Raw genomic sequence first — 19,979 nt, 5'->3', positions numbered from 1 at the left:
GCTAAAAGGGCGGCCAGGGGATGGTGTGCCAGTCCCCGTGCGGATACGGGAGCCGGCCGCTGGTGATCAAGCCCTCGGCGCGCAGCATCAAGGCCTCGATCTCCTCCTCGCTGAGCAGGTCGGCGAGTAGATCGATCGCGCCGTCGGAGACCGTACGGATCCGGCGGAGCTCGTCGGTGGTCAGCGGTTCGCCGGCCCAGCCCCACAGCAGGGTCCGCAGCTTGTTCTCGGTGTGGAAACAGATCCCATGATCGACCCCGAAGACCCGTCCGGCGTTGGCCAGGATGTGGCCACCCTTGCGATCGGCGTTGTTGACGAGCGCGTCGAAAACCGCCATCCGGCGCAGCCGCGGATCGTCGGCGTGGATCACCGCGATCGGGCTGTCATCGGCGGCGTACCCCTCGACCACCGGGAACCAGCCCGTGTCGGGCACCTTGTCGACCGGTACCAGATCCACGAGTTGATCGACTTCCGCCGGCCGCGAGTCGACCCAGGTCTGCAGCGATCCCAAGCCGAACGGGCCGTCGGCGAGCACCGTCACCGGCACCACGTCGAAGCCGCCGAGCCGGGACACCTGGTAGGCGGCGACCTCGCGGAAACCGAGCGTGCCTTCGGGAAAGTCCCACAACGGCCGTTCGCCCTCGATCGGCTTGTAGACCGCGTTCACCTCGCCGTCGGCGTTGGTGATCTTGACCAGGAAGGTCTGGTTGGATGCCTGCCGCAACCGGCCGACGATCTCCACCTCGCCGTCGGGCGGCTGAGTGGTCAGCGCTGGATGATCTTGGCCGGGATGCTGGTGATCAATCTCCTGATCGCTGGGGAACGGCTCCGGGTCCCCGGAGCCACCATGATCAGAAGAGTGGTCGCCGATAGCCATTGGCTCTCGGGCAGATGTGACCGTCGGCGTCGATCGGCTGCAGGCAGAAGGGGCATGCCGGGCGACCGGCGGCGACCAATGCCTGGGCTCGGGCGATGAAGTCCCGAGCGTAGGCAGGGCTGATCTTGACCACGATCACCTCGTCGGCATCGACCTCGCCCTCCCCCGATGCAGGACTCTCATCGGGCTCGTCCTCGGTCTCGTCGGCCTGGTCGACATTGGAGAACAGTTCGATCACCACCCGGTTGACCGCCGGGTCCCACGCGATTGTCATGGTGCCGACCCGGAACTCCTCGGTGATCGGCGCGTCCAGGGGCGAGTTGTCGGCGGCGCGATTGACCGGCGGCGGCACCTCGACCTGACCGCTGCTGCGCCTCAGGATCTCGTCCAGCACCCGTTCCAGATGCTCGGCGAGCACCAAGACCTGCTGCTTCTCCACGACCACACTGGTGATCCGGTTGCCCTCGCGCGCCTGCAGGAAGAAGGTACGCTCGCCCGGCTGTCCGACGGTGCCGGCGACGAATCGATCCGGCGAGTCATACCGGTGCACAAGAATCGCCATAGCTTCAAGCCTAGTCGTCCGGATTCAGACCAGGTCGTCGGTGCCGAGGCCGCCACCGATGGCGGCGTCCGCGGGTGAGCCGGCCGCAGGCTTCCTGGTTGCCGACTGCTTGGTTGCCGACTTCTTCGCGGCCCGCTTGGCCGGCGCCGGTTTCGGGATCAGCGACTCGAGGTCCTGACCGACGGTGTTCATCCGCAGCACGAACGGCCTGGTGGCTGCGAAGTGGACCACCGAGATCGACGCCGGGTCGACCATGATCCGCTGGAACTGGTCGAGGTGCATCCCGAGTGCGTCGGCCAGGATCGCCTTGATCACGTCGCCGTGCGAAACGGCCACCCACAACGCGCTGTCCCCGTGCTCGGCGGCGATCTTCTGGTCCCAGTTGCGGATCGTCGCGGTCGCCCGGGCCGACATCTCAGCCATCGACTCGCCCTCGGGAAACCGGACCGCCGACGGCTGCTGCTGCACCGCCGCCCACAGCTTCTCCTTGGACAGCTCGGCGAGTTTGCGCCCGGTCCAGCTGCCGTACCCGCACTCGATCAGTCCGGCCTCGGTCTGGACCGGGACCGGTCCCCCGTCGGTACTGGCCAACTGCGCGACTCGGGCATCGACGACCGCCTTGGCGGTCTGCCGGCAGCGCCGCAGCGGCGAACTCACGACCGCACGGACCGGCAGCGGCGCGATCCGCTCGGCCGCTGCGGCCGCCTGGCGCACCCCGACATCGTCGAGTTCGACACCGGGCGATCTCCCGGCGAGGACACCGGTCAGGTTGGCATTGGTCCGGCCGTGGCGTAGCAACAGCACCGTGGTCACGTGGCCGACCCTACGTCGTCACACGCGGCGCCCACCGGCCGGGCAGCTGTCACCAGACCGGGAAGTGGTAATGACCGCGGAGATAGCCCAGCGCCTGCTCTCCTTCGGTCAGAGCTCGCAGTTCCACGTGTTCGATCGCGGCCCGGACCAGGTACGCCCAGCCGGACCGCAGCAGCGGCCCTTCGACCAGCCGCGCGCCCATCCACGCCGGTGCGCCCTCGAGCACCGGGCCCCAGTCCGTGTCGGTCCAGTTGCCGGTGCGGAAGGTCCCGCCGGGCGAGGGCGTACGACCTGCGAAGACATCGGCGGTCGTCCGGTGCTCGGCCCCGAGCACGCTGACCACCAGCGTCCGGGTCTCCTCCAGCTCCTCACCGAGGGCAGAATCCACATTGACCAGGCCGACCACCTCCGCCGGCTCGCCTTCGGCGATGAAGGCCGAGGACACCGTGAGCCCGGCACGGCCGCGTCCGGTACCGGTGGTCCAGATCGTCACCGGAGCATTCAGGCGTCCGCGGAACCGACGTACCGGGTCCCGGTCGGGCTCGGGTGTCAGGAACGGGTGCTCGGAATGGATGGACACCTGTCTGTTGTATCCGATCGGTGAGTAATCCTGCGGTCCAGATCTGCCTTCCGGCCTGATCCGGGGGTTGAGCGCAATCCAGACCGCGGATCTACTCACCCCGCGGTCGTAGCCCGGTCAGACCATGGTCCCGAATTCTGCCGACCTGAGAATCCAGAGCCCCGAATGCCGCGTGCTGAGTTGGCGGCGACGAATCGAGACGACAGGATGGGCGGTCGAGCGCCGAACGGGGCGCCGGCCGCTCAGGGAGAGGAACGCGGATGGGTTGGTTCGAGGCATTGGTGCTCGGGCTCGTACAAGGTCTGACCGAGTTTCTGCCGATCTCCTCCAGCGCGCACATCTCGATCGTCGGCCAGCTCTTCGGCCACGGCGACCCGGGGGCGGCCTTCACCGCGATCATCCAGATCGGTACCGAGGTCGCGGTCGTCGTCTACTTCGCCCGGGACATCGGCCGGATCATCAAGGCCTGGTTCCTGTCCCTGTCGGGGCGGGTGCCGCGCAGCGATCTTGACGCCCGGATGGGCTGGCTGGTGATCATCGGCTCCATCCCGATCATCATCCTCGGCCTGCTCTTCCAGGATCCGATCGAGCATGCCCTGCGCAATCTGTGGGTCACAGTCGCGATGCTGGCCGGCTTCGGCCTCGTGATCGGGATCATCGACAGCCTGGCCACTCACAAGCGGTCATTGGACCAGCTGACCTGGGGTCACGGCATTCTCTACGGCCTGGCCCAGGCGCTGGCGCTGATCCCCGGCGTCTCCCGCTCCGGCGGCACGATCACCGCCGGCCTGGCGATGGGCTACAAGCGCGAGGCCGCGACCCGTTACTCGTTCCTGCTGGCGATCCCGGCCGTGCTCGGCGCCGGATTCTTTCAGCTGTATCAGGGAGTCACCGGTGGCGCGCAGGTCGCCTGGGGACCGACACTGCTGGCCGGGGTCGTCTCCTTCGTCGTCGGGCTGGCGATGATCGCCTGGTTCCTGCGCTTCGTCAGCACGCACAGCTTCTGGCCGTTCGTGATCTACCGGATCCTCGTCGCGGCGATCGTTGCAGTGCTGTTGCTGACCGGTGTCCTCGACCCCCTCGGAAGCACTCCCTGAGCTGCCGAAGGGTCAGGCGAGGCCGGACTTGTCCAGGGCCTCGGCGACCGCGGTGAGCGCTGCCAGCTTGGCCTCCACCGGACCGTACGGCGACACCGCGCAGGTCGTCAGCCCGGCCGCGTCCAGGGCCTGGAGTCGATCGGCGAGCCGCGACACGTCGCCCAGCAGCGAGGTGTCGTCAATGAACTGCTGCGGCACAGCGGCCATCGCATCGCGCTGCCTGCCGCCGAGGTAGAGGTCCTGGATCTCTTCCGCCTCGGCCTCGTAGCCCATCCGGGCGGCGAGCCGGTTGTAGAAATTCTGTTCCCGGCTGCCCATCCCGCCGACGTAGAGGGCGGCGTACGGCCTGACCGGTTGGGCCGCGCGTTCGAGATCGGCGCCGACCACCAACGGGAAGGTCGCCAGCACGTCGAATCCCGTCAGGTCCTTGCCTGCCTTCGCCCGGCCGGCGGCGAGGTGGCCGAGTTGCTCCGCCGCGAAGCTCGGTGCGAAGAAGATGCCGAGCCAGCCGTCGGTGAGCTCACCGCAGAGCTGCAGATTCTTCGGCCCGATGGCGGCCAGGTATCGCGGCACCCGCTCGCTGACCGGGCGGATCATCAGTTTGAGTGGTTTGCCCGGGCCGTCGGGCAGCGGCAGGTCGAAATGCTTGCCGTGATACTCGACAGTCCTGCGGTCCAGCGCCAGTTCCAGGATGTCCAGGTATTCGCGGGTGCGCTGCAGCGGAGCGTCGAAGCGGACACCGTGCCAGCCCTCGGACACCTGCGGTCCGGACACGCCAAGCCCCAGCCGGAAGCGACCGTCGGTGAGCCGGTCCAGGCTGGCGGCGGTCATCGCCGTCATCGCCGGCGTCCTGGCCGGGATCTGCATGACCGCGGCACCCAGCGTGATCCGGGTGGTCTGGCCGCCCAGCCAGGCCAGCAGGCTGGGCGTGTCGGAGCCGTACGCCTCCGCCGCCCAGGCCGAGTCGAAGCCGAGGTCCTCGGCATGCCGGGTCAGGCGGAGTTGATCTTGCGGGTCGTCCGCACCGACGAGGTAGCCGAGATTGAGTGCCAGCCGCATGGGCTCACGCTATCGAGCCGCCGTCACTTCGGCACGATGTAGCCCTGCTGCAGCGCCAGCGAGATCCCGCCGGTCATGTTGGCGCCGATGATGTCCCACAGCGGGCTGCTGCCGTTCTTGCCGGTCGGCGGCCAGTTGGTGAACTTCTTGGTCGAATACGGGAACTGGTAGACCTTGGTGGCGTACCAGATGTACGGCACCTGGTCGTTGACGAGCTGCGCGTAGTCCCAGGTCAGCTCCTGGAGCTTCGGGCCCGGTGCCACGTTGCGCGCCTGCGCGTCCAGGGCGGTGGCGATCTCCTCGGTCCCGATCCCCGGCACGTCGATCTTCGGCCCGAAGCCCAGGCCGCGCTTGCCGGCGTAGGTGCCGGAACTGGAGTAGTTGTTGCCGGTCCCGAGCATGCCGTCGTACATCTGCAGGGAATCGTTGCCGCCGATGAAATACATCCCGGCGTCGAAGTTGCCATTGTGCTGGTCGGCATCCTGCTGCGCGCCCGAGGTCGCATCGACGTCGGCCTTGATGCCGAAGGCGGTCAGCGCAGTCGCCGCCGAGTGGAACGAGGTCACGATGTCGGTGGTCTGGGAGTTGACGATGAAGGTCATGGTGAACGGCTTGCCGTTGGGCATCAGCCACTGCTTGCCCTTCTTGGTGAATCCCTTCGACTGCAGGAGTTGGGTCGCCTTGGCGGTATCGACCGGGTACTTGTTCAGCTGATTGATCTTGTCCTGCGGCAGGTAGAGCTTCTCCATCGTCGGCGAGATGCCGGTGTTGACCTCCTTCCAGGTGCCACCGGCGCCCTTCGCGGTCCCGTACGCCGCCTCGCTCATCTGCTGCCGCGGGATCACATACGCCAGTGCCTGCCGGACTTCCTTGATCGTGAAGGGGTACTTCTGGTTGTTGAAGCCGAGCACGAACCCGAAGGCAAGCGGCAACGGGGTGTGGGCATCCGGAGTGCTGGTCCACCGCTTCAGGATCGGAGGCGGCATGTAGACGTTGGAGAAGTCGATCGTGTTGCTGAAGAGCTGCGGATAGATCGTGTCGGTGTTCCCGTCGCCGTAGTCGATGCCGCCGATCTTGATCTTGTCCGCACCCCAGAAGCCCGACCACTTGGAGAGCTTGGCCTCCTTGGTGGTGATGTTGTCGAGCTGGAACGGGCCGTCACCGATCAGCTTGTCAACCTTCTCGGCCGCCAGACTCTGGAAGACCTTGCCCATCCGCTTGAATTCGGGCATCGTGCCGGCCTTATCAGGATCCTTCTGGAACTCCTGGAAATACGTCGGGACGTCCTTCTCAAGCTGCGGCGTGACGAACTTGCCGTACACACTCGAGGGGTACGGCAGGATGTTGGCCAGGATGTCGTTCTCCGCCAGCGGAACCGGCTGACCCTTGCGCAGCGTGAAGACCACGGTCGAGTCGTCGGTCGCCTTGACGCCGATGATGTCGTTCCAGAAGCCATCGCCGCGGGTGCCGTCCAACAGGGCCGTGTCGTAGACGTCCTTGCTGGTGACCGGGTTGCCGTCCTGCCACTTGGCGCCCTGGCGCAGATGCACCGTCAGCTCACTGCCCTTGACGTCCCAGCTGGAGGCCAGTTGCGGCGTGTAGTCGGTCAGGCTCGGGTAGTTCTGGATCGCCAACCGCAGCGTGATGAAGTCGTTCTGGATCCCCAGCCCGTTGACGTTGTACGGGTTGTTCGACCAGGTCGTACCCCAACTGCAGCACGGTGCGAAGGACAGGTACGGCGCCGCCCCGCCGGAGCCGGAATCGCCGCCTCCGCCGGAATTCCCGCCGCTGCCACCGGTCGTCCCGGCCGAGCAGGCTGCGGTGATGGCGAGGGCGGCGGCCGCCGCAACGGCGGCCAGGCGTTTCTTACTCGACATGGATCCTCCTTGACCCGGACACGATGGTTGGGTGATCAGCGAACGTTCATCGGCGAAGCCGAACAGCGGTCGCGCCAAGCCGGGGTACGGAGATCCGGATCAGGTACTGCCCCGGACCACCGGCGGAGACCGCCAGCTCTTCACGATCATCGCCGAGGAAGGTCGTCCGGGCGGCACCTGCCGGATCGACCGGCACCGTGACCGTGACCTCACGATCGTCATCGGCGAAGCTCTGCAGCCGGACCTGGAGGTCGTCCCGGCCGTCGGCTCCGGCGACTGGCCGCACCGCGATCACTCGGACATCGGGGTCGTCGACAGCAAGCAGGCTGCGCTGCGGATCCTCGTCACCGACGCCGCCGGTGGCGAGCACTCCGATCAACGGTTGATCAACGGCGGCGGCCGTCCGGAGCCCGAGTTGGGCGGCCGTGACCGGACCTTCGGTGCTGCGCCGGACACCGACCGCATACCGCCAGGTGGCCTCGAATGCCTGCTGGGGCGGGAAATTCGTGTCCCAGAGGTTGTTGTGCACCCAGGAGTACAGCGTCGCCGGCTCATAGGGCGCCGTCGACTCCGGGAACGGCGCGTACGGCAGGGCGATCGAGCCGGTCTGCAGCAGCGGCGCGTCCCGGGTGACCCAGGCCACCGGACCGGAAGCGTCGGTGAGTGTGACGAACGAGCGTACGGCCCGCATGTGCCGCGGAGCTCCGGGCACATGATCAAGCCCGGACCCGGTCACGGTGCCGCTGATCTCGTACTTCACCTCCGGGTCGGTGAGGGCGAACGGGAAGGACAGGTAGGCGCTCTCCTTGGTCATCGTCGCCGGCTTGTCGAACCGGTTGTCGATGATCAACTCGCTCGCGTCGGCACCGAGTCGCAGTGTCGTCCAGCCGCGCTTGACGCCATCGGCGTTCCACTCGTAGGTCAGGTGCTGTTCGACGCCGTCGTCGCCGTAGTCGATCAGCGCGGCCGGCCGGGCCAGCGACCGGCTGCCGAGCAGTTCCAGGGCCGGTGAGACCGAGGTCTTGTCGGCCTGGTGGTTGTAGCCACCGGCGGTGGTGTAGGTGTCGTAGAGGTAGCCGTTGAAGCCGATCAGCGCATCAGTGTTGATCAACTCGCGGCCGGTCGCCTTCTCCACCAGGGAAGCGATCACCGCCCGGCTGAGGTCAACCTCGACCCGCAGATGATCATTTTCCAGGACCGCCGGTGTGCCCGGCGACGGCTGACCGGAGCGCGCGGCCTCGGTGACCGGCTGCTGCCGGTCCACGACATCGATGCGGACCAGGCCGAAAGCCCGGACGTCGCCGATATGGACGTTGAGGAACCGGCCGGCGTCGCGGTGGGTCGGATTGGTCTGCGGCGTGATCGAGAAGTCGAGTTCCTCGCCGGTTCGGCCGTCGGTCACCGTCACCGCGTGCTCGAGCGGGATCCGGCTCTCCCGAAGGAACAGCCGTACGGTCCCACCCTGCCGGTCGATCGCGGTCGGGTTGGTCGCCCAGTAGCTGACCGTCGCACTGCTTCCGCTGGGCAGGGCGGTGCCGAGCGCGGCGGCGGCATGATCGGCCATCACGGCGGCCTGGTCGAAGCCGTTGATCGCGTTGGCGAATTTCCAGATCTCCTGTTGGGCGCCGGAATTCATCCCGGCGTCGCCGTAGGTCCAGGAGTTCGAGGCACCCCAGGTGTGCTCGTTGAAGAGCGAGATGTAGTGGTAGACGTCCGAGGCCTCGGCGTCGACCCTGGCTGCTGCGGGAGCGGTGCCGTCGAGGGCCGCGGCCATGCCGTACAGCGACTGGCTCGAATTGATCGACGCCTGGGCCTGGCGGACCATCGCCTGCGGTCGGGCGCCGGAGCCGACGCCTTCGACCCACCAATCGCCCCAGTCGCCTTCGAAGGTCTGCAGTTGATCACCGAGGCGTTCCTCCACGTCGGTGAAGAAGTCGGTGTTCGTGCTGAGCCGCAGGCGCGGATACTCCCAGGTCTGGTTCCACTGCCGTACGGTCTCGGCCAGGATCAGCCGCGGCGGCGCGTTGTCGCCGAAATGTCCCTGGACGCGCAGGTGCAGCAGGTCCCACGGATACGGCTCGCGATCTTCGACCGCCGCGCCGTGCCAACCGAACATGCCGGGTGGGAACGGATACGGGTTGGTCGCCATCGCCGTCAGATAGGCCGGCAGCAGATCATCGACCATGTCGTAGGAGGTGTCGAAGCCGAGCACCGGGCCCTCCATGTAGGCCAGGCCGTGCGGGCTGTCGGTCATCCAGACGATCACCTCGTGACCGGCCGGTGAGCGCCAGCGGAACAGCCGCGGCAGGTGCTGCCCTCCGACCAGCTGTGGCACCGACCGGCCGGCCCAGTTGTGGGCGACCGACAGATAGCGGATGTCCAACTGGGCCAGCGCATCCGGCAATCCGGCGACCGTGCCGGGGACATCGGTCTGCATCGCGGCGTGCAGCTTGATGCCGTAGGTCTGTTCGACCCGGCGGGCGAGCCGGAGCAGCTCGTGCAGCTCATCGGTCGAGCAGGTGTCGGTGTGCAGGTTGAACGGCATCGCCGTCAACTCGATCCGGCCCTCCTTGACCCGGTCGATGAACTGCTGGACGCGGTGTGCCGGCCGCGCTGCCGCCCACTGCTCGAAGGACCACAAGGACTCGACCGCCCAGCGGAACTGGGCATCGTCCTGCCAGCCGTCGGTGGTGCTGGTCAGGTCAAGGCACGAGTCGAGGAAGGACACATGCTCACCGAGGACGACGCCCTGGGGGTCGGTGTAGCCGATGTCGAGATGCGAGTGGTGGACCAGGTGGATGGTCCACTCGCGAGGCGGATCGAGGACGAATTCCAGCTCGACCCGATCCGAGCCGTTGCTCACCGTCAGGACAACCGGCGCCGGTTGGTCAAGCACCGGCGTGAAGAGCCGCAGCGTGCCCTCCGGCCCAGGTTCGGCGTGGATCGGACGGTCGGATCCGCCGGCGTGCAACGCGACGGACAGCTGATCATGGTCGACGGCACCACCCTCGACCCCGTCGATGATCAACCGCAGCGTACGCTCGCGACCGGACGTCCCGCGGCGGACGAGATGCTCCGGGACCACCCGCACTGTGTGACCACCGAGCCGGCCGCTCGCGGCAACGGCCAAGGCAACCGTCCCGGCCCGCGCCTTCTCGTTCGACCACGGATGGTCCTTGATCAACGCCTTGGTGGTCATCGATTCCTCTCGACAGAGTGGTCCGGCGGCGTGAACGTTACCGATACCGTCCCGGCCGTGGCAATAGATGCGGAGAGATAGCAGGGATGAAAAGGTATCGATATCGTTGCTCACACCCACCAACGGCCGACGGGAGTCTGATTGTGGCCCAGTACGTACAGCAGCCGCACTACCCGGCAGCGGGCGCCCACGCGGTGCGCCGTGGGTGGGCGGCTGCAGCCGACACCGTGCCGCCGGGCATCCGCCGGCTCGCCCTCGACGGGCCCGCCATGCCGCACTGGGACCAAGTCGCCGACCAGGCCGCCGCAGTGATCCGGGCGACGACGGAGAGCGAGGTCAGGCCGGTCCCCACCTCGACCCTGGCCAGACCGTGGCCGGAGATCGTCGACCTCACCGGCACCCCCGAGCTGGCCGACGATCCGCATTTCGCCAAGCTCGCCGGCGGCACCATCGGCGACCTGATGGACCTCGGACGGCTGGCCGACCTGTCGGCCGGCTCGCCAGGTGCCGGCTCGGATTCGATCTTGCTGGTCTACGGTCCGGGCGCCGCGCTGACCGATCCGGAAGTGGTCTGGTGGGCCGACCGGCCGAAGCGGTACGCCGAGGAGGAAGTCACCGGCGGGGCCGGTGTGAACCTCTTCCAGCGACCCGGCACGGAGGCCACGACCAAGCGGCTGTTCTACATCGACTGGCCACTGCTGGACCGGCATCGCGACGCCACCAGTGATCGGATCGACCTCTGGATCGACCTTAGCGATCTTGACGATCCGATTTGGATCTCGGGCGACGGACTGCGGACCACCTGCGCGACCCTGGCCCGCCGGCCGTTCCGTACGCTGCCGACCTTCAACTCGACGCCCTGGGGCGGGCACTGGGCGCAGCGCGAGCTGGGCATGAACCTCGAACGCACCAACACCGCGCTCGGTTACGAGCTGATCGCGCCGGAGAGTGGCGTACTGATCGGTGATCATCCGGACCTGGCTGTCGAGATTCCCTTCCAGCTGGTCGTTTCCCGTGACCCGGCCGGGATGATGGGCGCCGATGTCCGGGACCGGTTCGGTACCTCGTTCCCGATCCGCTTCGACTATCTGGACACTGTCGACGGCGGCAATCTCTCCGTCCACACCCACCCCCGGCCCGAGTTCATGCGCGAGGTCTTCGGCTGGCCGTACACCCAGCACGAGACCTATTACCTGATGGTCGGCGGACCGGAGAACCTGGTGTATCTCGGATTGCACGACCAGGTCGACCTCGACGCGTTCCACGACCAGGCGGCGGCCGCCCACGAACAGGGACGCACCTTCGACATCGAACGCTTCGTGCAGACCTTCCCGGCAACCCGGCACCAGTTGTTCCTGGTCCCAGCCGGTACGCCACACGGCAGCGGAGCGGGCAATGTCGTGCTCGAGGTGTCGGCGACCCCGTACCTGTACTCGTTGCGCTTCTTCGACTGGCTACGGACCGACGGTCGGGGACAGCAACGCCCGGTGCACGTCGAACATGCCTTCGCCAATCTCGATCCACAGCGACGGGGGCGATCCGTCGTCGACGATCTGATCCAGTCGCCACGGACCATCGTCAAGGAAGAAGGCTGGCAGGAGGAGCTCCTCGGCAGCCTGCCGGAGATGTTCTTCGAGGTCCGTCGCCTGGTGATCGATCCGGGGGCCGCCGCGGAGCAGCCCGACGACGGCAGGTTCCACGTCCTCACGCTGGTCGAGGGAGACTCCTGCCGGCTGGAGACGGCTGCCGGTGATCATGATCTCCATTACGCGGAGACGATCGCCGTCCCTGCCGGGGTCGGTGGCTATAGAGTCCGGTCAACATCGAATGGCAGGGTGCGATTGGTGAAAGCATTGGTCAAAGAGTCAGGGACATGATCGGGACGGCTACATGAGCGGCTCCGCCGGCGACAACGGATCGGGACCACGCTCGCGGCCGACGATGCGCGATATCGCCGCCCAGACGGGCGTTTCCCCGATGAGCGTCTCCCGTGCACTGCGCGGCGATCCGGGTGTGTCCGAGGCGACGCGCGCGCAGGTGCTGGCGGCCGTGAAGGCGTTCGGCTATCAGCCGAACGAATTCGCCCGTCAGTTGCGGACGGGCGGCCCGACCCACGTGATCGCGTTGGTGGTCGGGCACCTGGCCAACCCGTTCTATGCCCAGTTCGCCGTCGGTGTCGAACGCGTCGCAGCCCAGCACGGCACCCGGTTGATGATCATGAGCACCAACAATGACCTTGCCAACGAGCGCCAGGTGATCAACGATCTGAGGGCCCGCCAGGTGGACGGTGTGATCATCGTCCCGGCGACCCCGGACCACCGGCATCTGGCTGAGCTCGGCGGTCCGGGCAGCCCGGTCGTGTTCGCCACCACCCCGCCGAACGGTGTCGAGGCCAGCTCGGTGATCGTCGACGACTTCGGCGGTATGCGGGAGTTGTGCGGACGGCTGCTGGCGGCGGGTCACCGGCGGATCGGACTGCTCAGGTTGAACCGGGCGATGTGGACCGGCTCGGAACGGTTCCGGGGCTTCGCGGCAGCGCATGCCGAGCAGGGAGTACGGTTCGATGAGCGGCTGATCACCGAGCACGCCGGCGACAGCCACTGGGCCATGCGCGAGACCCGTCGATTGCTCAGGCTCAGCGATCCTCCGTCGGCCGTGATCGCCGCCAACAACCTGATGACGATCGGCGCGCTGCGAGCTGTCCGGGATGCCGGCAGTGACATCACGCTGGCCGGCTTCGACGACATCGAGGTGGCCGACCTCTTCCAACGGTCGCTGACCCTGGTGACCTTCAACGCCGACCAGCTCGGCGAGCGCAGCGCCGAGGTGCTGTTCGAGCGTCAACGACCGCGAACGACCGGCACCGGCGATGGCGAGCGACGGCCATCGGGCCCGCCGGTCCGTGACGTGCTTCCGACGAAACTGATCAGCTATGGAGAGCCGCTCCGTGCCCCCTGATCCGCGCCGCTATCCGGCGATGGACGTCGGCGGCTCGCATGTCAGCGTCGGGCTGGCCGACCTGATGGCGGGCAGGCTCGTCTCCGGCAGCCGCTTCCGTGCCACCGTGGATCCGAGCGGGTCCGCTGCCGAGATCATCGGCCACTGGGCGACAACGGCCCGACGGCTCGGTCCGGGTCAAGCAAGCTGGGGCGTCGCCATGCCCGGGCCCTTCGACTACCGGCGAGGGATCGGCCGGTTCGCGGGGGTCGGCAAGTTCTCGGCCCTGGCCGGGCTGGACATCGGCGCCGGATTAGCCGCCGCGATCGGCGAGGGCGTACGGATCCGTTTCAGCAACGACGCCGATGCCTTCGCTGTCGGGGAATGGCTCGCGATCGGCGAACCAAGGCCGGCCCGGCTGGTCGGGATCACGCTCGGCACGGGCGTCGGGACCGGGTTCGTCCACAACGGGCTGGCGGTGACCGAGGGCGAGACCGTGCCACCGGAAGGGAGTGCCTACCGGCTGACGATCGACGGCAGACCGCTGGAGCAGACGGCCTCGAGCCGGGCGGTGCTGGCGGCGTACAACCGGGCGTGCGGTGTCGACCTCACGAGTGTCAGTGCGCTGACCGAACGGGCACGGGGCGGCGACCGGACGGCGCTCGACATCTTCCAGGGCGCCTGGCGGGCGGCCGCCCGCGCGCTGACGCCGTACATCGCGGCGTTCGGCGCCGAAGTGGTCGTCGTCGGCGGATCGATCGCCGGATCCTGGGACCTGGTCGAACCGGCGCTCGGCGACGGGTTCGCATCCGCGTCCTCGGGGGCCTCGTTCGAGCTTCGCCGCAGCGAGGATCCGGATCAGTCGGCCCTGCTGGGAGCGGCCCTCGTCGCATCGCAGGCTGAATAAGGATCTGCGGCCGGACAAGTTAGGGTCACGTCCCATGGAGATGCGGCAGGTCGGCGACAGTGGACTCCAGGTTTCCCGGCTCGGGCTCGGGACGCTGACCTGGGCCCGGGATACCAGCGCCGACGACGCCCGCGACCTGCTGGCCAGCTTCTGCGAGGCCGGAGGCAACCTGATCGACACGGCGGCCGCGTACGCCGGCGGTGACGCGGAGCGGCTGATCGCCAAGCTGACCCGTGAGGTGGTCGACCGGGATGAGCTGGTGATCGCCACCAAGGCCGGGTTCGCGATCCGCAACGGCAAGCGAATCACCGACACCTCCCGCCGGGCACTGCTTCGTGACCTGGAAGGGTCGCTGCGCCGGCTGGACACCGATCATGTGGACATCTGGCAGGTGCACGCATGGGGATCGGCACCGCTGGATGAGACATTGTCGGCTCTCGACCATGCGATCGACAGCGGCAAGGCCCGCTACGTGGGGATCTCGAATTTCGTCGGCTGGCAGACCGCCCAGGCCGCCACCTGGCAGCAGGCGGTCCCCGGCAGGGCCAGGATCACCAGCACCCAGGTCGAATATTCGCTGCTGGCCAGGCGGGCCGAGGTCGAAGTGCTGCCGGCCGTCCGAGCGCTCGGCCTCGGTCTGTTCCCGTGGTCGCCGCTCGGCCGCGGGGTCCTGACCGGCAAGTATCGGACCGGGATCCCCCGCGACTCGCGCGCGGCGACCGACCATTTCTCCTGGTTCACCGAGCCGTATCTCCAGACCCGGTCGCGTGCCGTCGTCGAAGCCGTCGGCCGCGCGGCCGAGGGCCTGGACTTGCATCCGCTGCAAGTGGCGCTGCTCTGGGTCCGCGACGCCCCCGGCGTCACCGCCCCGCTGCTCGGCGCCCGTACGGCTGCGCAACTGGCTCCGGCACTCGCAGTCGAAGGCAAGGCGCTGCCGACCGAGATCGCCGTCGCCCTCGACGACGTCTCGGGCGGCCGCCTCACCGCCCGCCCTCTCACGCCGAGGGATCACTAATCCCTCGGTGTGTCCAGCGTGTCGTGAGGGAAGTCAACCGATCCTGACGACACGCCACACAGATCGAGTAGTAACTGACCCCTCGGCGTTCAGAGCGTCGAGGCGACCTTGATGATCTTGCGGCGTATCCACACCTCGCGGGTGCCGTCGCGGTAGCGGCGCAGCCGGGTCAGTTCCCAGCCGCCGTACTCCGCGTGATCGGTGAGCAGTTTGCGCACGGCGCCGCGAGAGAGGTCGCGGCTGAGCCGAACCTTCTCGACCTGGTACTGGACCGGTCCGACAGATGTGATCGCCATTGCCCGCCCAGAGTAGTCCCGGCTTCAGGCGATCGCGAGGAAGCGGTCCAAAACCCGGGCACCGAATTCCAGGGACTCGGTCGGCACCCGCTCGTCGATGCCGTGGAACATGCCGACGAAGTCCAGTTCCGGGGGCAGCTTCAGCGGCGCGAACCCGAAGCACTGAACGCCGAGCCGGGCCCAGGCTTTGGCGTCGGTTCCGCCGCTCATCAGGTACGGCACTGCCTTGGCCTGGGGGTCCTCGGCGACCAGGCTGATCTGCATCGCCTCGACCAGGGCGCCGGCGAAATCGGTCTCGACCGCCTGCAGGTTGACCATCTCCTCGTAATGCACCTTGTCGCCGATCAGTTCCTTGATCGTGGCGAAGAACTCCTCCTCGCCGCCCGGCACCGTACGTCCGTCGACGGCCGCGGTCGCCTGGCCGGGAATGACGTTGTGCTTGTAGCCGGCTTGCAACATCGTCGGGTTCGCGGTGTTGGACATGGTGGCGCCGATCATCCGGGAGATGCTGCCCAGACGTTGCAGGGTGGCCTCGACCGTGTCGGGATCAAGATCAATCTCGAGCGCCTCAGAAACGGCGTTCAGGAAGGCCTGCTGGGAGGCGGTGATCCGGTCCGGCCACTTGTAGTTGCCGATCCGGGCCACCGCTGCCGACAGTTCGGTGACCGCATTGTCGAGGTTGCGCATCGACCCGTGACCGGCCGTGCCGTCGGCGATCAGCTTCAGCCAGTTCATTCCCTTCTCCGCCGTCTGGATCAGATACAGCCGAAGATCATCCTTAACGGTCACAGAGAATCCGCCGACCTCGCCGATCGCCTCGGTGCAGTCCCGGATGTGTTCGGGATGATGATCAACAAGCCATTGTGAGCCGAGCAGACCGCCGGCCTCCTCGTCGGCCGTGAAGATCATCCGGATCGGCCGGCGTGGCGCAACACCGGCTTTCGCCCGCGCTCGTACGACGCTGAGCAGCATCGCATCGAAGTCCTTCATGTCGACCGCCCCGCGGCCCCACACGCAGCCATCCTTGATCTCCCCGGCGAACGGGTCGACCTGCCAGTCGGCAGCGTTGGCGGGCACGACGTCCAGGTGGGCGTGGATCAACAGCGGCGGGACCGAGGCGTCCACCCCGTCCGGGGACCAGTCGGCGACCAGGCTGGTGCGTCGGGGCTCCGACTCGTACAGCTGACTGCTGATCCCGACCTCGTCCAGCAGTTCGGCGACCCGTTCGGCGGCAGCCCGCTCCCCCGGGCCCGGTTCGGGGCCGTAGTTGGAGGTGTCGATCCGGATCAGCTCCGAGGCGAGTCCGACGACCTCGGCCTCCGGAACGTACGTGTTCGGTGCAGGCTGGGAGGGAACAGACGTCATGACGTCATCCTGTCATCCGGGCCAGCGCGACCGCGGCCGCGTCTCAGAGGGTGCCGGCGACCATGCCGATCAGATAGGTGATCACCATCGCGACGGCGCCGCCGATCACGTTGCGCAGCACCGCCCGCAGGACGGGCGCACCACCCAGGCGGGCGCTGGCGAATCCGGTGATCATCAGGGCCACCACGACCGAGCCGAAGGTCAACGGGATGCGGACCGACTCGGGCGTCAGGATGATCATCAACAGCGGCAGCAGCGCTCCCACCGTGAACGAGACCGCCGAGGCACCCGCCGCCATCCATGGGCTGGTCAGGTCTTCCGCGTTGATCCCCAGTTCGACGTCGAGATGGGCCTGCAGGACATCATGATCAGTGAGCTCCCGGGCCACCTCGCGGGCCAGCGACTCCGACAGACCCTTCTCGCGATACAGCGCGACCAGCTCCTCGAACTCCTCCTCCGGCATGGTCGCGAGTTCGTGCTTCTCCTTCTCGATCAGCGCCTCCTCGGTGTCCCGCTGGGTGCTGACCGAGACGTACTCACCGGCAGCCATCGACAGCGCGCCGGCGACCAGTCCCGCCAGTCCGGCCAGGCCGATCGCGTTGCGGCTGACCGCAGCGCCGGCGACACCGACCACGATGCCTGCCACCGAGACGATGCCGTCGTTGGCACCCAGGACGCCGGCCCGCAGCCAGTTCAGCCGTTGGTTGATGCCCTCGTGCGGTTCGGGCGTCGCGGTGTGGGAGTCGTTCTGCTGTGGCGCGGTGACAGTGGTCTGGTCATCTCGTTCGGCGGCCATCTCGCTCATGCCCCCGATTTTAGAGCGTTTTCTGGAACAGTTCCAGAAAAGTTAGCCTTGCCTAATCCACTGCCAAGCGTCGCAGAACACCGTACGAGCGGGACTCCTGGGTCGTCGTACGGTGATTACGCCCGACCACCCGGGAGGCGCGGGGATCTTGGCTTTGGCGGTCCAGCCCTCCCTTGGCTATAGTTCATGCGCCCGCCTCTCGGCGGTGACCCGGTCCGGGTGGCGGAATAGGTAGACGCGCTAGCTTGAGGTGCTAGTGCCCTTTACAGGGCTTGGGGGTTCAAGTCCCCCCTCGGACACAAAACGTACAAATGTTCGATTATCGGTTGGTCGCGTTCAACTCTGAGCTACGAACCCCATCTGTCGATAGGCGGCGCGGCGTCGGCTGTACTGCGCATTGAGCACTGGCACATGTACGTCGACATAGTCATGAACGATGACGTCGGTCTTGCTCTCGTGTCGGCGAAGCGCCCTTCCTACTGCCTGGATCAGCAGGCCGGGATAGGAGATGGGCCCGACGAGGAAGACCGTGTCGATGATCGGCGCGTCGAAGCCTTCTCCCCCGTACGGGACGGTGGTGAGGACAAGCAACGGATCGGACGATTCGGCGTCAGCGATCTTGCTGCGAATCTGTGCCAGTGCCCGGTTTCCGATGCCGCCGCGCATGATCATCGGATCGGCATCCGACAGTAGATCGGCCAGCAGCGTGAGCTGATCGCGGCGGCGGGACAGAACCAGACACTTCCTTCCGATTTCTATAGCTGCACGAATGTCATCGGCCAGTCGGCCGTTGCGATCGGGGTCGGCGGCGAGTGCGGCTCCAAGTTGGCTGATCGCGCCCGGTGCGGATGGGTCGAAGTCTCCAGGGGCGCGGAAGCCGGTTTCGTGGATGTGCAGCGTTCGTCGCCGGCCGTCGTAAGGAGTGACCAGGCTCGCCTCGTCCGGAAGGGTGTCACGCATGACGTGCCGGATGGGCCCGAGTTGCCAGGTCGTCACCTGCTCCAGCCCGTCCTTGCGCTCCGGCGTCGCGGTCAGGCCGAGCCACCAGGAGGCGCCGATCTGTGACACAACACTTTCGTACGAACCGGCTGCGACGTGATGGCATTCATCGATGACGACCTGGCCGTATCATTCGGTCAGCTTGCGGATCTCTTCGGGCGTCTGGCGGGCCAGTGTCTGCACCATCATGATGTCGATCCGGCCGGTCGTCCTGGTGCGCCCTGCACCCAGTTGGCCGGCCTTGATGTCGAGCAGGTCGAGGATCTGCTTCCTCCACTGTGTGGCCAGAGTCGTCTTGTTGATCAAGATCAGGGTGCTGACCGCCCGCTCGGCGATGATCGCGCACGCCATGATCGTCTTTCCCGAGCCCGTGGGTGCGTGCAGGATGCCGTCTTCTGCCGCGAGCATGGCGTTCACCGCAGCGACTTGTCGGTCATCGAGGAGGCCGCCGAACGTCACGTCCAGTTCGCTGCCCTGGTTGCGCTCGTCGTCACAGATCAGTCGACTGCCTGCCTGGGCAACCAGATCCTCCGCCTGCCAGCGGATTCCCCTTGGCAGCAACAGATCGCCGTCGACAGAGACGTCGAAGCCCTGAACGAAACGAGGAGTGTTCCAGGTCGACCGGCGCGCCCGCTGCGCCTCGTAGAAGCCCGGGTTATGGATCGTCGCCGCATGCCGCAGCGCCGCCGACAACTCCGGTGTCAGATCTTCATCCCGGATGATCAATCTCGATCCGAGGGAGGCCTCGACCTGTGGCGCCGGCTTCGGTCGGATGGCGGTAGCCGGTGATGCCTCCAGTTTCGTCAGCTCCGGCCCGACAGTGACCCTCTCCGTACGGGCAACGGCGACGACCTGCCGCGGGGTCATCCGATCCAGCCTCGAGAGGAACTCCCACTGATCCGACCACGGCTCCCACGTCGCCAAGTCGATGAACAGAGTGGTACGCCGCTCGACACGACGTCTTCCGTTCAGTGGCGCCGCGATCAGATTCCCCAGCCCCGACGAACCACTCGGAACCGTGTCCTGGTTGGGAAACAGTCGGTCGTAGCTGGTCAGCGACATCGACCCACGCAGGCCCATCGCTCGATGGATGATGGCTGTTCCCATCGCCCTCGCATCCGCAGCCGGAACCGGCCCGGTAAAGAATGTCCACACATGTGCACCGCGGCCGGACTGCGATATCTCCAACCCGCACGGCACGCCCAGCGACGCTGCCGACTTCACGTACGCGTGCGCATCCAACATCGACCGTGGTCCGTCGAAGTCAGCTGCCAACCACCAACACGTCGCGTCCGGCAACAGCGGGTACAGCCCCATGAACAGCTCGCTGTCGCGCAGGTGCGCCTCCACCACCTCGGTCGTCAGCGGCAACGGCCGTCGCTCCCACACCGAACCCCTCCTGAACTGGTCGCGCACCACCGGCGACCAGCCTTTGGTTCCCTTCCGCGGGTTCTCCCAATACCGGGCATACACATCACGCCGTGCCGCGAACAGCCGCGCGTACAACGCCAGCTTCGCCTCCTGCGACGAGGCGTTGGTCACCAGTCCGGGATCCGCCGGCACCAACAACTGTTGCTCAGATGGCGGTTCC

General features: G+C 67.1%; 16 protein-coding genes, 1 tRNA gene and 1 pseudogene. 6 read left to right on the top strand and 12 right to left on the bottom strand.

Annotated elements, in window-relative coordinates; translation table 11 throughout:
- Position 1: 1 nt before the first annotated feature.
- The 4 genes from IEY07_RS02160 to IEY07_RS02145 are packed head-to-tail and all read right to left on the bottom strand — an operon-like array spanning position 2 to position 2,832.
- Positions 2-877, bottom strand: coding sequence for an SCO1664 family protein (locus IEY07_RS02160; RefSeq protein ID WP_188893513.1), 876 nt, complete (start codon positions 875-877; stop codon positions 2-4).
- Positions 852-1,439: a DUF3090 domain-containing protein gene (locus tag IEY07_RS02155; protein WP_188893512.1), complete on the bottom strand. Its 588-nt coding sequence runs from the start codon at positions 1,437-1,439 to the stop codon at positions 852-854. Before IEY07_RS02155 ends, IEY07_RS02160 begins: the two co-directional genes overlap by 26 nt.
- A gap of 24 nt (positions 1,440-1,463) precedes the next feature.
- Entirely contained in the window at positions 1,464-2,252 is a 789-nt protein-coding gene (locus IEY07_RS02150; RefSeq protein WP_188893511.1) for an MSMEG_4193 family putative phosphomutase, read from the bottom strand.
- Positions 2,253-2,301: 49 nt separating this feature from the next.
- A complete protein-coding gene (locus tag IEY07_RS02145) occupies positions 2,302-2,832 on the bottom strand; it encodes a flavin reductase family protein (protein ID WP_188893510.1) in 531 nt (176 codons plus the stop codon).
- Between the two features lie 260 nt (positions 2,833-3,092).
- Between IEY07_RS02145 and IEY07_RS02140 the strand changes: the two genes are divergently transcribed.
- Positions 3,093-3,929, top strand: a complete 837-nt coding sequence (locus IEY07_RS02140; protein WP_188893509.1) for an undecaprenyl-diphosphate phosphatase — start codon at positions 3,093-3,095, stop codon at positions 3,927-3,929.
- A 12-nt stretch (positions 3,930-3,941) separates the two neighbouring features.
- Here the strand turns inward: IEY07_RS02140 and IEY07_RS02135 are convergent, their stop codons facing one another.
- From IEY07_RS02135 to IEY07_RS02125, 3 genes are read right to left on the bottom strand one after another with little or no spacing between them, the layout of a single operon-like run.
- Positions 3,942-4,988, bottom strand: a complete 1,047-nt coding sequence (locus tag IEY07_RS02135; RefSeq protein WP_188893508.1) for an LLM class F420-dependent oxidoreductase — start codon at positions 4,986-4,988, stop codon at positions 3,942-3,944.
- Positions 4,989-5,011: 23 nt separating this feature from the next.
- Entirely contained in the window at positions 5,012-6,865 is a 1,854-nt protein-coding gene (locus tag IEY07_RS02130; RefSeq protein ID WP_188893507.1) for an ABC transporter substrate-binding protein, read from the bottom strand.
- 46 nt (positions 6,866-6,911) lie between these two features.
- Positions 6,912-10,064, bottom strand: a complete 3,153-nt coding sequence (locus IEY07_RS02125; protein ID WP_188893506.1) for a glycoside hydrolase family 38 N-terminal domain-containing protein — start codon at positions 10,062-10,064, stop codon at positions 6,912-6,914.
- Positions 10,065-10,207: 143 nt separating this feature from the next.
- On the opposite strand from IEY07_RS02125, the gene IEY07_RS02120 reads away from it, so the two are divergent.
- Genes IEY07_RS02120 through IEY07_RS02105 form a run of 4 tightly spaced genes read left to right on the top strand, consistent with a single transcriptional unit; the run spans position 10,208 to position 14,923 of the window.
- Positions 10,208-11,941, top strand: coding sequence for a class I mannose-6-phosphate isomerase (locus tag IEY07_RS02120; protein ID WP_229669615.1), 1,734 nt, complete (start codon positions 10,208-10,210; stop codon positions 11,939-11,941).
- 13 nt (positions 11,942-11,954) lie between these two features.
- Positions 11,955-13,022, top strand: a complete 1,068-nt coding sequence (locus IEY07_RS02115; protein ID WP_188893505.1) for a LacI family DNA-binding transcriptional regulator — start codon at positions 11,955-11,957, stop codon at positions 13,020-13,022.
- On the top strand, positions 13,012-13,908 hold the full coding sequence (locus tag IEY07_RS02110) for an ROK family protein (protein WP_188893504.1): 897 nt from the start codon (positions 13,012-13,014) through the stop codon (positions 13,906-13,908). The genes IEY07_RS02115 and IEY07_RS02110 overlap by 11 nt, the downstream gene beginning before the upstream one ends.
- Before the next feature lie 34 nt (positions 13,909-13,942).
- Positions 13,943-14,923 (top strand): aldo/keto reductase, encoded by a 981-nt coding sequence (locus IEY07_RS02105; protein WP_188893503.1) that lies wholly within the window; start codon positions 13,943-13,945, stop codon positions 14,921-14,923.
- An 89-nt stretch (positions 14,924-15,012) separates the two neighbouring features.
- On the opposite strand, the gene IEY07_RS02100 is transcribed toward IEY07_RS02105, so the two are convergent.
- Genes IEY07_RS02100 through IEY07_RS02090 form a run of 3 tightly spaced genes read right to left on the bottom strand, consistent with a single transcriptional unit; the run spans position 15,013 to position 17,389 of the window.
- Positions 15,013-15,219 (bottom strand): DUF5703 family protein, encoded by a 207-nt coding sequence (locus IEY07_RS02100; protein ID WP_188893502.1) that lies wholly within the window; start codon positions 15,217-15,219, stop codon positions 15,013-15,015.
- A gap of 24 nt (positions 15,220-15,243) precedes the next feature.
- Positions 15,244-16,584, bottom strand: coding sequence for a M20/M25/M40 family metallo-hydrolase (locus IEY07_RS02095; RefSeq protein WP_188893501.1), 1,341 nt, complete (start codon positions 16,582-16,584; stop codon positions 15,244-15,246).
- A 43-nt stretch (positions 16,585-16,627) separates the two neighbouring features.
- Positions 16,628-17,389 carry a VIT1/CCC1 transporter family protein gene (locus IEY07_RS02090; protein ID WP_229669614.1) on the bottom strand — a complete coding sequence of 254 codons (762 nt, stop codon included), beginning with the start codon at positions 17,387-17,389 and terminating at the stop codon, positions 16,628-16,630.
- Between the two features lie 213 nt (positions 17,390-17,602).
- Between IEY07_RS02090 and IEY07_RS02085 the strand changes: the two genes are divergently transcribed.
- A tRNA-Leu gene (locus IEY07_RS02085) sits at positions 17,603-17,688 on the top strand.
- Positions 17,689-17,725: 37 nt separating this feature from the next.
- On the opposite strand, the gene IEY07_RS24635 is transcribed toward IEY07_RS02085, so the two are convergent.
- On the bottom strand, positions 17,726-18,349 hold the full coding sequence (locus IEY07_RS24635; RefSeq protein WP_373288798.1) for a DEAD/DEAH box helicase: 624 nt from the start codon (positions 18,347-18,349) through the stop codon (positions 17,726-17,728).
- Between the two features lie 66 nt (positions 18,350-18,415).
- A pseudogene (locus tag IEY07_RS24630) lies at positions 18,416-19,930 on the bottom strand (TOTE conflict system archaeo-eukaryotic primase domain-containing protein); the annotation flags it as partial.
- Positions 19,931-19,979 lie beyond the last annotated feature (49 nt).

This window comes from Microlunatus endophyticus (assembly GCF_014646195.1).
Classification (GTDB): domain Bacteria; phylum Actinomycetota; class Actinomycetes; order Propionibacteriales; family Propionibacteriaceae; genus Microlunatus; species Microlunatus endophyticus.
The sequence above is the reverse complement of the archived record's forward strand: the minus strand, read 5'-3'. Positions and strand labels throughout refer to the sequence as shown.